12 protein-coding genes are annotated in these 13,561 nt (G+C 62.5%); 8 read left to right on the top strand and 4 right to left on the bottom strand.

The genetic code is table 11. The annotated features are described in order from the left end of the window. Positions 1-24: 24 nt before the first annotated feature. Complete coding sequence (locus tag EV286_RS03820) at positions 25-990, bottom strand: lysylphosphatidylglycerol synthase domain-containing protein (RefSeq protein ID WP_132955661.1); 966 nt, start codon at positions 988-990, stop codon at positions 25-27. 95 nt (positions 991-1,085) lie between these two features. Between EV286_RS03820 and EV286_RS03815 the strand changes: the two genes are divergently transcribed. The 3 genes from EV286_RS03815 to EV286_RS03805 are packed head-to-tail and all read left to right on the top strand — an operon-like array spanning position 1,086 to position 5,132. Then, on the top strand, positions 1,086-2,096 hold the full coding sequence (locus EV286_RS03815; RefSeq protein ID WP_132955660.1) for a glycosyltransferase family 2 protein: 1,011 nt from the start codon (positions 1,086-1,088) through the stop codon (positions 2,094-2,096). Position 2,097: 1 nt separating this feature from the next. Beyond that, positions 2,098-3,588: a glycosyltransferase family 39 protein gene (locus tag EV286_RS03810; RefSeq protein ID WP_132955659.1), complete on the top strand. Its 1,491-nt coding sequence runs from the start codon at positions 2,098-2,100 to the stop codon at positions 3,586-3,588. A 44-nt stretch (positions 3,589-3,632) separates the two neighbouring features. Then, complete coding sequence (locus tag EV286_RS03805) at positions 3,633-5,132, top strand: glycosyltransferase family 39 protein (protein ID WP_132955658.1); 1,500 nt, start codon at positions 3,633-3,635, stop codon at positions 5,130-5,132. A gap of 11 nt (positions 5,133-5,143) precedes the next feature. On the opposite strand, the gene EV286_RS03800 is transcribed toward EV286_RS03805, so the two are convergent. Further along, the gene (locus tag EV286_RS03800; protein ID WP_132955657.1) at positions 5,144-6,088 is read right to left on the bottom strand and encodes a diacylglycerol kinase family protein; all 945 of its coding nucleotides are present in this window, start codon (positions 6,086-6,088) and stop codon (positions 5,144-5,146) included. A gap of 317 nt (positions 6,089-6,405) precedes the next feature. On the opposite strand from EV286_RS03800, the gene EV286_RS03795 reads away from it, so the two are divergent. From EV286_RS03795 to mgtE, 3 genes are all read left to right on the top strand, one after another. Then, on the top strand, positions 6,406-7,629 hold the full coding sequence (locus tag EV286_RS03795; protein WP_132955656.1) for an MFS transporter: 1,224 nt from the start codon (positions 6,406-6,408) through the stop codon (positions 7,627-7,629). Positions 7,630-7,735: 106 nt separating this feature from the next. Continuing rightward, positions 7,736-8,749: a zinc-binding alcohol dehydrogenase family protein gene (locus EV286_RS03790; RefSeq protein WP_132955655.1), complete on the top strand. Its 1,014-nt coding sequence runs from the start codon at positions 7,736-7,738 to the stop codon at positions 8,747-8,749. Between the two features lie 268 nt (positions 8,750-9,017). Further along, complete coding sequence (gene mgtE / locus EV286_RS03785) at positions 9,018-10,394, top strand: magnesium transporter (RefSeq protein WP_132955654.1); 1,377 nt, start codon at positions 9,018-9,020, stop codon at positions 10,392-10,394. A gap of 32 nt (positions 10,395-10,426) precedes the next feature. On the opposite strand, the gene EV286_RS03780 is transcribed toward mgtE, so the two are convergent. Beyond that, entirely contained in the window at positions 10,427-10,900 is a 474-nt protein-coding gene (locus EV286_RS03780; protein WP_132955653.1) for an Lrp/AsnC family transcriptional regulator, read from the bottom strand. 142 nt (positions 10,901-11,042) lie between these two features. Between EV286_RS03780 and EV286_RS03775 the strand changes: the two genes are divergently transcribed. Next, on the top strand, positions 11,043-11,948 hold the full coding sequence (locus EV286_RS03775; protein WP_132955652.1) for a DMT family transporter: 906 nt from the start codon (positions 11,043-11,045) through the stop codon (positions 11,946-11,948). Positions 11,949-11,983: 35 nt separating this feature from the next. Here the strand turns inward: EV286_RS03775 and EV286_RS03770 are convergent, their stop codons facing one another. Continuing rightward, on the bottom strand, positions 11,984-12,562 hold the full coding sequence (locus EV286_RS03770) for an ABATE domain-containing protein (RefSeq protein WP_132955651.1): 579 nt from the start codon (positions 12,560-12,562) through the stop codon (positions 11,984-11,986). Positions 12,563-12,649: 87 nt separating this feature from the next. Here EV286_RS03770 and EV286_RS03765 point away from each other — a divergent pair, with 87 nt between their 5' ends. Then, positions 12,650-13,549 (top strand): alpha/beta hydrolase, encoded by a 900-nt coding sequence (locus EV286_RS03765; RefSeq protein WP_132955650.1) that lies wholly within the window; start codon positions 12,650-12,652, stop codon positions 13,547-13,549. Positions 13,550-13,561 lie beyond the last annotated feature (12 nt).

Below are 13,561 nucleotides of genomic sequence, written 5' to 3'. Positions count from 1 at the left end.
CCGAAAAGGCCGGGGCAGTCGACCTCAGGCCGGCCGTTTCTCGCGAGCAATCAGGAGAGAAAGGGCGGTTCCCGTCAACGCCGATACGATAATCAGCAGGTGGGCGTTGACGCTTGCCCGCGCGAGATCGGCAACTGCCGCCTTGCTTCCGCCGGCCCCGAAGGCCAGCGCGCCGGCCGTGATGCCCGCCGGATAGGTGCCGACGCCACCCGGCGCGTGCATCGGCAGGATCGATGACAGCTCGCCGCCGAGCGCGCCGCCAAAGCTTGCGCCAAGCGGAAGGACGCCCATCAGGCCGAGCGCCCAGGCGAGCACCAGAACCTTGACGAACCAGTTGATGATCGTCATCGCCCAGGCCCGTCCGAAGGCGCCTACATTTGACGGAAGGCCGTTTTCGATCTCATGTATGAACTTCTGTCCCACCTGCGGAACAGCTTTTGCAGCAAACCTCAGAAGCGGCCGGCGCGCGGCAAAGGCGACGACGGGAACAAGCAGGAACATCAGCCAGAGCGGCCAGGCGAGCATGGGCGACGGTGCCTCCACGGCAAGACCAAATCCGGCGGCGGCAAGAAGGGCATGCAGATCGAGGAGCCGCATCACGAGCAGCGCCGACGTTCCACGGGCGAGCGGAATGCCGAATTCGGTCTTCATCAGCACCGGGAAGCTGGTTTCGCCGGCGCGGAAGGGCAGCATGACGTTCAGAAGGTTGTGAAGCTGGGTGACGCGGAAGAGACTGAGGAAGCGGCCGGTCGTCTCTCGCGGAAAATAGTCGTAGATGCGCCACGTTCTCAGGAAATAGGTGCTGGTGAGCAGTGCCAGGGCACCGAGGATGGGAACCACTCCCACCTCCCCCCACTGGGCAATGATCACGTGCCAACCCCACAGCCATTGCACGAAGACGGCATAGGCCGCGACGACCGCGATGGTGAACAGCGTCATGCGCTGGCGCAAAAACCAGGATTGTCGGCTGGCAACAATCGGCGTCTTCATGTAGTAGGCATCCCTAGCAGCATTGTGGCTTGAGACATTGACTTAGGCGGCCGCTAGTGCGGCCGGTCTCGCCGGCCTTTTAGGAGAAAGAAGAATTGCAGACAACTGCAGAGTCAATCCGCGAGGTGGGTAGGCCAGCGCCAGCGATCGAGCTTTCGCTCGTTGTGCCCGTTTTCAACGAGGAAGAGAGCGTCGGTCCGCTGATCGACCGCATCTGTACAGCCATGGGCGACTTTACCGCACCGTGGGAACTCATCCTGATCGATGACGGCAGCACGGATGCCACGCTCGTGAACGCCCGGAAGTCGATCGAGCGTCAGGGTCTCGCGCTCAAGATCGTCGAGCTCCAGCGCAATTTCGGCCAGACCGCCGCCATGCAGGCCGGTATCGATGCCGCCAGCGGCCGCCTGATCGCCACGATGGATGGCGACCTGCAGAACGATCCCAAGGACATTCCGGCCATGGTCGCCGAGCTCGAGCGGCGTGGACTCGACCTTCTCGTCGGATGGCGCAAGAACCGCCAGGACGGCCTCTTCCTCCGCAAGATCCCTTCCTGGTGCGCCAACTACCTGATAGGCCGGATTACCGGCGTGAAGCTTCACGACTATGGCTGCAGCCTGAAGATTTATCGCAGCGCCATCATCAAGCAGGTCAAGCTGATGGGCGAGATGCACCGCTTCATCCCGGCCTGGGTTGCCGGCGTCGTGCCGAGCTCGCGCATCGGCGAAATGGTGGTCACCCACCACGCGCGCCAGCATGGGGTGTCCAAGTATGGTATTTCGCGCACGTTCCGCGTGATCCTGGACCTTCTTTCGGTCATGTTCTTCATGCGCTACAAGGCGCGGCCGGGCCATTTCTTCGGCTCGCTCGGGCTTGGCCTTGGCGCGTTGTCGGCGTTGATCCTCGCCTATCTCTTCGTCGACAAGTTCATCCTCGGCAATGACATCGGCACGCGCCCGCTGTTGTTCGTAGGCGTCATGCTGTTCCTGTCTTCGGTGCAGCTCATCACTACGGGCATACTGTCGGAAATGCTGGCAAGAACCTATTACCGAGATGACGATTCACCCAACTACATCGTCCGCTCCATTATCGAACGGGAAAGCTGAGATGCCGCAGACGGCGGCGGTGCGGCTGAAAGGCGCCGTGGCGCTGGTTGCCTGCTATTTTGTCTTGAACATCTGCCTTCGCCTCGTGCTGCCGGACTCGTTGGAACTCGACGAGGCGGAGCAGGCGTTTTCGTCTCAGTTCCTGTTGGCGGGCTACGGTCCGCAGCCGCCCTTCTATGACTGGATCCAGTATGCCCTCGTGGCCGTCACTGGCATTTCCCTCCTGTCGCTGACGGTCCTGAAGAACGCGATCCTGTTTCTCGGCTATCTGTTCTATGGCCTGGCGGCGCGCATCGTGCTGAAGGACCGATCGATGGCGGGCATTGTCATGCTCAGCCTCATCACCCTGCCTCAGGTCGCATTCATGGCGCAGCGCGACCTGACGCACACCGTCGCAGTCATCTTCGCGGCCTCGCTCTTCCTCTACGGACTGTTCAGGCTTCTGGACCGTGGCGACACCGGCTCCTACCTTATCGTCGGCATCGCAACCGGCATCGGCCTGATATCGAAGTACAATTTCGCGCTGCTTCCGCTCTCGGCGTTCCTTGCCGTCCTGCTCGATCCGGACTTTCGCAGGCGCCTGCTTGATTTCCGGCTGCTGATCGTGATCGTCATTGCAGCCATGATCGTGCTGCCGCACGCGATCTGGCTCTTGGGAAACCTCGAATTGGCGTCCGCGGGGACGCTCGAAAAGATGGTCGATGCGCGCCAGATGAGCTGGTTCGCCGTTACGGGCAAAGGCTTGCTTTCGCTCGTCGTTGCCGTCCTCGCCTTCTCGGCGCTGACCGTTGCACTGCTGTTTGCAGCCTTTCGAGGCGACTTCCTCCGCGCGATCAAGGCAGAGACCCGTTGGACGCGGCTGATCGGACGCATGATGCTGATCTCGCTGATAGCAGTCGTCATCATCATCCTCGCCACCAATGCCACTCACATTCGCGAGCGCTGGCTGACGCCGTTCCTGATGGTGCTGCCGCTTTACATCTTCCTCAAGATCGAGGCGTCGGGCATCGACATGACGGCGGGCTTGCGTCGCTTTTTCGTTGTCGTTCCCGTGCTGATGGCTGTCGTGCTGCTCAGCCTCTATGTCCGCACCGCCGGCGGCAGCTGGATCGGAGAATACACGAAGCTCAACGTGCCTTTTGCCGCCTTCGCGCGGTCGGCCACGGCGGAACGGAAACCGGGCCTCATCATCGCAGCGGATCAATACACGGCCGGCAACATGCGTATTCAGTTGCCCGATATTCCGATCATCACGCCGCGCGCGCCGAGCAAGACGGCGCCGGCCGGGCTGGCGAGCCTTGGTCCGGTCCTCGTGGTCTGGGCAGCCGACGAAGGCGCCGATCCAACAATGCCGGAAGAACTCGCCGACTTTCTGCGGACAGCCGGGATTACCCCGGAATCACTTACTCAGCACAGCCTCGCCCTGCCCTACTACTATGGACGGGCGGGTGACGTTCGTGGCTTCGGCTATTTGTGGCTTCCGGCGAGCTAACGCCCCGGAAGCTCGGAAAAACCATCAGGAACAGCAATCGACCTATGCCTGCCCTACTTCACAGACGCCCCAATCTTCTCCTCGTCGTCCTGGCGGGGTATTTTCTCCTTCAGTTCGTCGCCCGGCTGTGCATGCCGCATTCGCTGGAACTGGATGAGGCGGAACAGACGCTGCTCGCACAGTGGCTTTCTGCGGGCTACAATTCGCAGCCGCCGTTCTACAACTGGCTGCAGTACGGCGTTACGAGCCTGCTCGGCGTTTCCCTCGTATCGCTGGCTCTCCTCAAGAACCTGCTGCTGTTCGGCTCCTATCTCTTCTATTGGCTGACGGCACGGATGCTGTTGAAGAACCGCGACCTCGCCACGATCGCGACGCTTTCGCTTCTGGCCATCCCGCAGGTCTCTTTCGAAGCGCAACGCGACCTGACCCATACCGTCGCGGTGATTTTCTGCGCTTGCCTGTTTCTCTACGGAATGTTCCGGACCCTGAAGAGGCAGGACACTCTTGCCTACGTCATCACGGGGATAGCGCTCGGTGCCGGGCTGATTTCGAAGTATAACTTCGCGCTTCTGCCGGCCGCCGCCTTCGGCGCGCTCCTGCTCGACCGCGAGGACCGCAAGGTCCTGTTCAACTGGCGCCTGCTTCTGACGGCCGCCGTGTCCATCGTCATCGTCCTCCCGCACGCACTCTGGTTTGCCGAGAATTACGCTCTGGCGACAAGCCGGACCTTTACCAAAATGTACGGAACAGGAGACGACAGCGCCCTGGCGCAGATTTGGTCCGGCCTGCTCTCGCTCCTCACGGCGGTGCCGAGCTTTGCGGGTCTGGCCGTCGCGATATTCTTCCTGATGTTCGGTAAACGGCTGTTCGGAACGCTGGGGGCCACCAGCCGCTGGACCCGGGTTGTCGAGCGGCTGCTGTTGCTGGAGCTTGGCGCTCTTCTGTTTCTCATCGTCTTCGCGGGCGTGGAAAACATCAGGGACCGTTGGATGACGCCGCTCCTCATGGTGGTTCCGTTGTACATCTGCCTGAAGATCGATGCCGCCGAGATCGACCTGAAGAAGGCCCTGCGCATCAGCGTGGCGACGGCCGCGACCATCATGGTTGCCGTCATCGCCATTCTGTCCACCCGCATGCTCATCGGCCCGCTAGTGGGCGACTACCAGCGCCTCAACATCCCCTACAGGGCCCTCGCAGAGATCATTAGCCGCGAAGTCGGCGCTTCCCCGGCAGCTATCGTCAGCATCGATCCCCATCTCGCGGGAAACATGCGGCTGCAGATGCCCGACGCACCCGTGATGTCGCCGATCTACTCAGACTTCCAGCCCAGCTTTCAATGGGACGCGACGCATCCGGTCGTCTTCGTCTGGCGCGAGCGATATGGCGGACCGCCGCCTGCCCTGCCCGGTGAATTCCAGACCTGGCTCGACAGCAGGATCGGACCGGGCGTCACGCCGGAAACGCGGATCGTCAGCCTGCCCTATATCTATGGGCGCCCCGGCGATACCTACCAATTCGCCTACGCCCTGATCTATCCGCGGTAGCCTGTCTGCAGTTAGGTCGCCGAACTGCGACGGCGATCCTGATCGACCTCTTCGGCGACCCCTCGCCGGACCAGAACCTTCAGTTCGCCCGCATGCAGCTTCAGGCTTACATCGCGCTCCAGCGGCAGGAGTTCGCCGTCCATCACGCAATTGGCCTTTGCGCGCAGCGCCGGGAAATGCAGGTTCACCTCCGGCGTATGCAGCTCCATCACATCGGCATTCTCGCGGAATTTTCCGCGCAGCATGTCGATTGCGAGCAATGCGACACCGAAAGGCCGCAGGGGCTTCGCCGTGTAGAAGCCGAGTTCGCCGCCGCGCAGATCGTCGGCATAGAGAAGCGCGTTTTCGCCGAACGGGTTGTTGGAAACGGATATCGCCGAAACGTGGCGTCGCTCGCGCACGCCCGCCACATCGAATTCGACTTCGAACTCCGGCGGATTGAAGACCACGCCCAGCGCAGCCCGGGTGCTCGCGCGCATCTTGCCGAAGCGGGAGCGATATGTGTAGGCGTTGCGGTACCGCACCATGCGGGCATGCAGCCCGGCGGAAAACTGATGGATGAAGGGTTTTCCATTGGCGCTTGCGATGTCGACATTGTCGACCTCGCCGAACGCGAGCGCATCCAGCGCGTCCCAAATGTCGAGAGGCACGCGCAGCGACCGGGCGAAGAGGTTCATGGTGCCGGCAGGGATGACACCGAGCACCACCCCATTCTTCCAGGCGATCGATGCCGCCGCTGCGATCGTGCCGTCGCCACCGCCGGCGACGATGCCGTCGATGTCGTCGCGCCGTGCAGCCCGCTCCATTGCCGGCACGATCTCCTTGCCTGAAAAGACGATCGCTTCGAAATCATGTCCCGCGCCGCGGAATATTGCCTCGGCCCTCCGTTCGTAGACGTCCATGTCGGTCGTCCTGAAAGTACCGCCGTCGCGGTTGAAAAAGCCCACAAGCTTCATGGCAAATCCCTAACTGTTCCCGCCACAGCTGAAGATGAGTGCCGGAGCCCTGGAAAGAGATGGTTTGTGCGGGCGCGATTTCAAGTTCGTGAACGTGGACCGCAGGTGTCGACACCCGCTCGCTGCGACTGCGACATATGCATCAACGCCTATCCTGCACTGCAAAAAATGCACTCGACGGGCGACCGCGCTGCCGACCATAAATAAAGAATCTATTCTCGCATTTTCCTACCCGTCCGTCGTCCCTGGCCGAGATTCCGCCAGTCGGACGCCACCACATCACATTACTGGGCGACGCCCAATTCCGAGGAGTGCCCGTGAGCAACGTTGCCGCGATCGAAACCGCCGATTCCCGGAATCTGTCCGAACTGCCATCCACACTTACCGTCGCCTTGGTGCAGCTTGCGCTCGCAGTCGGTGGCTTCGGCATCGGAACAGGCGAATTCGCGATCATGGGCCTGCTGCCGAATGTCGCCGAGACCTTTTCCGTCACGACCCCGCAGGCCGGCTATGTGATCAGCGCCTACGCGCTCGGCGTCGTCATCGGCGCACCGGTGATCGCTGTGATGGCGGCCAAGATGGCGCGGCGCTCACTCCTCCTGCTGCTCATGCTCGTCTTCGCCGCAGGCAATATCCTCAGCGCGCTTGCCCCGACCTTCGAATCCTTCTGGTTGCTGCGCTTCATCACCGGCCTGCCGCATGGCGCTTATTTCGGCGTTGCGGCGCTCGTGGCCGCGTCGATGGTGCCTGTGCATCGCCGAGCCCGTGCAGTCGGCAGGGTCATGCTCGGCCTGACCGTGGCCACGCTGCTGGGAACCCCGGTGACAACCCTCTTCGGACAGTCGCTCGATTGGCAGGTCGCGTTCCTCTCGGTCGGCGTTGTCGGGCTTGTTGCCGTCCTCTTGATCTGGATCTACGTGCCGAAGGACGAGGTGGCGGAGGGCGCCAGCTTCATGCGCGAACTCGGTGCATTCCGGCGGCCGCAGGTGTGGCTCACGCTCGCCATTGCCGCCGTCGGCTATGGCGGCATGTTCGCCATGTTCAGCTATATCGCATCGACGACGACGAAGGTTGCTTTGCTTTCCGAGAGCGCGGTGCCGATCATGCTCGTCATTTTCGGAATCGGCATGAATACCGGTAATTTCGTGGGTTCCTGGCTCGCCGACAAGTCTCTGATGGGCACGATCGGCGGGTCGCTGGTCTACAATATGGTGGTACTGACGACTTTCGCGCTGACGGCTTCCAATCCCTATATGCTGGGCCTTTGCGTCTTTCTCGTCGGCTGCGGATTTGCCGCGGGACCGGCGCTGCAGACGCGGCTGATGGACGTCGCCGCCGACGCACAGACGCTGGCCGCCGCCTCAAACCATTCGGCCTTCAACATTGCCAATGCGCTCGGTGCCTGGCTCGGCGGACTTGTCATCGCCTGGGGCCTGGGCTTTGCGGCAACCGGCTATGTCGGTGCGATCCTGTCCTTCCTAGGCCTCTTCGTCTTTGCCGCATCGCTGCGGCTCGAGCGCCGGGGCCACCGGGCCGCCTGACGGGACGCCAGTCGCCTATTTGTTACCGGAGCGAGGGAAGCAATTCTTGCACGGCCTCGCGCCGAGGAGCATCTACATTCGTGCAACGAATTTCGGAGCTTTCCCCATGCGCGCTGTTGCCTACAAGACCCCCCAACCCATTTCCGCCGAAACGTCGCTGATCGATGTCGAGCTTCCGGTGCCGGAAGCCAAGGGCCGCGATCTCCTGGTCGAGATAAGGGCAGTTTCCGTCAATCCGGTGGACGCGAAGGTGCGTGCCGGCGTAGCGCCAGAACCCGGTCAACTCAGGGTGATCGGCTGGGACGCAGCCGGTATCGTCAAGGCGGTCGGCCCCGACGCCAAGCTGTTCAAGCCGGGCGATGAGGTCTTCTATTCCGGCACACTGAATCGGCAGGGTTCCAATGCCGAATTCCAGCTCGTGGACGAGCGCATCGTCGGCCCAAAGCCGAAGAGCCTCGACTTCGCGGCGGCTGCCGCCTTGCCTCTTACCTCGGTCACGGCCTACGAGACGCTTTTCGACCGCCTGAAGGTGCAGGAGCCGGTTGCCGGAGCGGCCAACGCCATCGTCATCATCGGCGGCGCTGGCGGCGTGGGTTCCATCGCGATCCAGCTTGCCCGCGTGCTGGGCGACCTGACGGTGATCGCGACCGCCTCGAGGCCCGAAACGAAGGACTGGGTCAAGGAACTCGGCGCGCATCACGTCATCGACCACTCGCAGCCGCTTGCGCCGCAGATTGCGGCGCTCGGGCTCGGCGCACCGGCCTTCATCTTCTCTACGACGAATACCACTGACCATGTCGCGGCTGTGGTCGAAGCGATTGCACCGCAGGGTCGCTTTGCGCTGATCGACGATCCAAAGACGCTCGACGCAGTTCCCTTCAAGTTCAAGTCGATCTCAATCCACTGGGAGCTGATGTTCACGCGGTCGATCTACGACACTGCCGATGTCGAGGCGCAGCACCGGATTCTCGACAGGGTTTCGCGGCTTGTCGACGATGGCAAGATCCGCACGACGCTGGCCGAAACGGTGGGCACGATCAACGCAGCAAACCTCAAAAAGGCGCATGCCATGATCGAAAGCGGCAAGACAAAAGGCAAGCTGGTCCTCGCCGGGTTCTGACCGGATCATCCGCAACGTCAATTGTGCGGCAAGGGTGCGACAATATCGCCCTAAACGCCTCTCCCGCTTGACTTTTCGGGCGCTCGACGCCATCTACACCTCACATGGACGACATAGCGCGTCCATGACGATCAACGGAGCCATCAAACCGATGTCAAGCGACAGTAGCAGTCGATTGCCTTTGCCGAACGCGGCTTTCGTGCTCTGACCGACTCTGTCGGCTCGCCACGATCTGCCGCGAACGGCGGATCGACGGAAAGGCGAGCAAATGAACATCAACCGCTTCCCCCTTCGGGCCGGTCATGCCGCCCGTTTTCTTACCAGTGACAGCCTCGGGGCAATCACGACTGCAGAACGTGTCGAGCGGCTCAATGCCCTTGGCATCGACGAGGCAGCAGGCATTCTTGCCGCGCTGCCGCAGCACAAGGCTGTCCGCGTCCTTCGCCGGCCGGAACTGAACAACGCAGCTGCCATCCTGACCAGAATGCCGCAAGAAGATGCGGCGCGGCTCCTCAACGCAACGGCAAACGACCGCGTTGCCGACATCCTGCTGGAAATGGGCGAGGATGTGCGCGGCGCGCTGGTCGCGAGGCTGGACCATACGACGCGCATCGCCATCCAGCACCTGATGGGATATCCGCCGCGCACCGCCGGCGGCATCATGACGACCGAGTTCGTCAGCGTTCCCAATACCTGGACTGTTGGGCAAGTGCTGGATCACGTGCGTCAGGTCGAGCGCTCGCGCGAGACCATTTACGCCATCTATGTCCTCGATGCCGAGACGCGCGCGCTGGTCCAGATCGTGACGCTGCGCAAGCTGATCACCGGCGATCCGAAGGACTCGATCGTCTCCGTCGCCCACTACGGCCCGCTCGTCACCGCAACGCCGCTGATGAAGCAGGAGGATGTGGCACGCCTCATCCGCAAGCACAATCTTCTTGCCCTGCCCGTCGTCAACGATGAATGCCGGATGCTCGGGATCGTCACCGTGGACGACGTGATCGACACGATGATCGCCGACACGACCGAGGACGCGCAGAAGTACGGCGGCATGGAGGCACTCGGCAAGCCCTACATGAAGATCGGCCTCGGCGGGATGATCCGCAAGCGCGCCGGCTGGCTCGCAGCGCTCTTCCTCGGCGAAATGCTGACGGCAAGCGCCATGCAGCATTTCGAGGGAGAACTGGAAAAGGCGATCGTGCTGACGCTGTTCATTCCGCTGATCATGAGCTCCGGAGGCAACTCCGGCTCGCAGGCGACGTCGCTGATCATCAGGGCCTTGGCACTCGGGGAACTGAAGCTCTCCGACTGGTGGCGGGTCATGCTTCGCGAACTGCCGACAGGTGTCGTGCTCGGCGCGATCCTGGGCATGGTCGGTTTCGTCCGTATTGCACTGTGGCAGTCACTCGGCCTCTACGACTACGGCCCGCACTGGGAACTGGTCGGCCTGACGGTCTTTGCGGCACTGATCGGCATCGTCACCTTCGGCTCGCTCAGTGGCTCGATGCTGCCCTTCCTGCTGCAGAAGCTGCGGTTCGATCCGGCAAGCGCCTCCGCACCGTTCGTCGCCACGCTCGTCGACGTCAGCGGGCTCGTGATCTACTTCTCGGTCGCGATGCTGATCCTCAGCGGTACACTGCTCTAACCAATATCGACGGGGCCCTCGTGGCCCCGTTTTCATTTCGCCTCTGGAAGCTTGAGCACGCCGCTCGTCTTCATCGTGCGGATAGCGAAATTGGAGCGGATGTCGGTGACGCCCGGCAGCGCCAACAGCGTCTCCGTCAACAGCCTCTCATAGGCCGACAGGTCCTCCACGACCACCTCCGCAAGAAAATCCGCATTGCCCGAGATCAGGAAGCACGAGACCACCTCCGGAATTGCCAGCAGCGCCTCCTGTTGCAGGCGCGCATTTTCCTGGCTGTGCTGGCCGACCTTGATCTCGACGAAGACCGTGAGACCGAGACCAACCTCCTTGCGGTCGATGTCTGCCCGATAACCGCGCAGGATGCCGGCCTTTTCCAGATTGCGAATGCGCCTGAGGCAGGGCGACGGCGAGAGATTCACCTTTTCGGCAATCTCGACATTGGTGGCGCGCGCATCCTCCTGCAGGCACCTCAGGATGGCGATATCGAATTTATCGAGACTTGGCATATTCCATAACATCTTCTGTCAGTATTGGCACGATGTTGCGCATCATAGCCATTCGGCGCCACATATAGCAAGGACATGCCCCGCGCTCCGGCGCTATCGTTTCTTATCGCGACGAACCCCGCATGATAGGAAGGATAGACCTATGACCGCCATCACCCTACCCTCGCGCAAATGCACCTCGCCTGCCGTCGGCTATGCCGGCGCGGCCGTCACGGTGCTGATCTGGGCCACCTGGATCCTCGCGACGCGTCACAGCGCTGCGACTGCACTCGGCACGATCGACATAGGCCTTATTCGCTATGGCGTTCCGGCACTCGTCCTTGCACCGGTCTGGTGGCGGACAGGCCTCCTGCCGAGAGGTGTACCGCCGCACCTCCTCCTCATCATGGTCGCGGGCGCCGGCGCGGTCTTCTTCCAGCTGACGACCTCCGCCCTTCATGCGACAGCCGCCGGCCCGGCAGCCATCCTGCTCGGCGGCTCAATGCCGCTCGCGACCGCGCTGATCGGCGTGCTGGTATTCCACGAGCGGCTGGACCGAACGCGGTGGCTTGGGCTGGCCGCGATCGTCGTCGGCATCGCCACGCTCCTCATCTGCAGCCTGTCCAACAGCGGAATTTCGTGGACCGGGGTCACCCTGCTGCCGCTCGGCGCCGTGCTCTGGGCGAGCTACACGCATGCGTTCCGCCGTTCCGGCCTTAGCGCCATCCAGGCGAGCGCCCTGATCGCGATCTGGTCCTTCCTGATCCATCTGTGGCTTGCGGCGATCTTCGGAACGTCGCTCATGACCGCACCACTGCCCGAACTCGGACTGCAGGTATTGAGCCAGGGGCTGCTTTCCGGGCTTGCGGCGACGATTGCATACGGCATCGCCGTACAGGCTCTCGGGGGCACACAGGCAGCAGCCTTCACGGCGATCACACCGGCCCTTGCCACGCTGGGCGGCGGCCTCCTGCTTGGCGAGACGGTCGGCGTCGCGGAATTTGCGGCTGCCGCGATCACGGGGCTTGGGGTCGCGCTTTCCACGGGGCTCCTGGCAAGGAAGCGCTGAGCTATATTCGGTGCGCAGGCCGGCGGGCAACCAGCTCAGCCGGCCTTGCTGCGTCTATAATAGCGGGCGACACGCATTCGGTTGCCGCACCTCGCGGCAGAACACCAGCGGCGGCGCGCATTGGTCTGGACGAAGAGCATGACGCAATCGTCTGCCTCGCACTGGTGCAGCGGGCCGGCCTGCGGACTTCCCGCGAGTTCGGCGACGGATTCGGCAAGGCAGGCCGCTAACTGGTTGCCTGGCGGCCCGCTGCGGCTGGCGCGCATGGCAACGGACGGCTCCTCCCATACCAGGCCGCCGACCGTTGGCGAGGCACGCATTGCGGCATTGAGGCCGTCCAATGCCGCCTGTGGCGGCTTCTCCGCATTCGTCAGGCACGTCATCAGAGTAGTAGCGTGTTCACGCACGGCGTGGACAGGAGCGAGGTCGGAATCGGAAAGCGTCTCTGCCGCCTGCTGCAACGCCGCGGGCAGACGATCCGCTTCGAGGCCGAGCCACGCCTTCAAACCCTCGAGATCCCCGATCAAGTCGACGCGGCCCTCCGGCGTCGCCGGGCGGGTATTGACGAGGTCGAGGCCAAGCGGCTCCCCGACGAAAGGTACCAGATCGGTCATGAACAATCCTAATGCTTGTTTTTCATGTTTACACATTATTCCTCTTCGTGCAATGTAATGCATAAATCGGCAAATGAGGAGTGTGAAATGGCTGTTCATATCCCGGCAACCATCGTCCATCGCAAGGTCCAGGTGGACGGTCTCGATATCTTCTATCGCGAGACCCGGCCACAGGCCGGAGCCGGCGAAGCGCCGGTCGTCCTGCTCCTGCACGGGTTTCCATCGGCATCCCATCAGTACCGCCGCCTGATGGAGACGCTCGGCAATGATTTCCGCATGATCGCGCCCGACCATCCGGGCTCGGGTCACAGCTCGGCACCAAAATCGGCGAACCAGGGCGGCACGTTCACCTACAGCTTCGACACGCTGTCCGAGGTCATGGAAGGCTTCGTGGACGCCCTCGGCCTGAAGCGTTTCATGCTCTACGTCTTCGATTTCGGCGCACCGGTCGGCCTGAGGCTCGCCAGCCGCAGGCCCGAGCTTGTCGCCGGGTTGATCGTCCAGAACGGCAACGCCTATGACGAGGGCCTGTCGCCCGTCATGCATGGCTTGATACCGCTTACGCCGGACACCGAGGGTGCGAAGGAGGAACTCGAGAAGCAGCTGACACTGGGAGTAACGAGAAGCCAGTACGAGGGGGGAACAACCGATCCCTCGCTCGTCGCGCCGGACGGATGGATTCTTGACCAGTACTTTCTCGACCAGCCCGCCCAGAGGCAGGCGCAGGTCGATCTCCTCTTCGACTACAAGAGCAACCCGCCACGCTATCCCGAATGGCAGAGATGGCTGCGCGAGGCGGCTCCTCCGGTGCTGATCACCTGGGGCAGGAACGATCCATTCTTCTCCGAGGCAGGGGCAAGAGCCTATCTGCGCGATGCGCCGAAGGCGGAGTTGCACCTCTTCGACACCGGCCATTTCGCACTGGAAGAATGCCTGCCGCAGATCGCGCCCCTCATCGGCGATTTCGTCAAACGCCGTTGGCGATGACGGGCGTCCGTC

It is taken from the genome of Rhizobium sp. BK251 (assembly GCF_004345245.1).
Classification (GTDB): domain Bacteria; phylum Pseudomonadota; class Alphaproteobacteria; order Rhizobiales; family Rhizobiaceae; genus Rhizobium.
The sequence above is the reverse complement of the archived record's forward strand: the minus strand, read 5'-3'. Positions and strand labels throughout refer to the sequence as shown.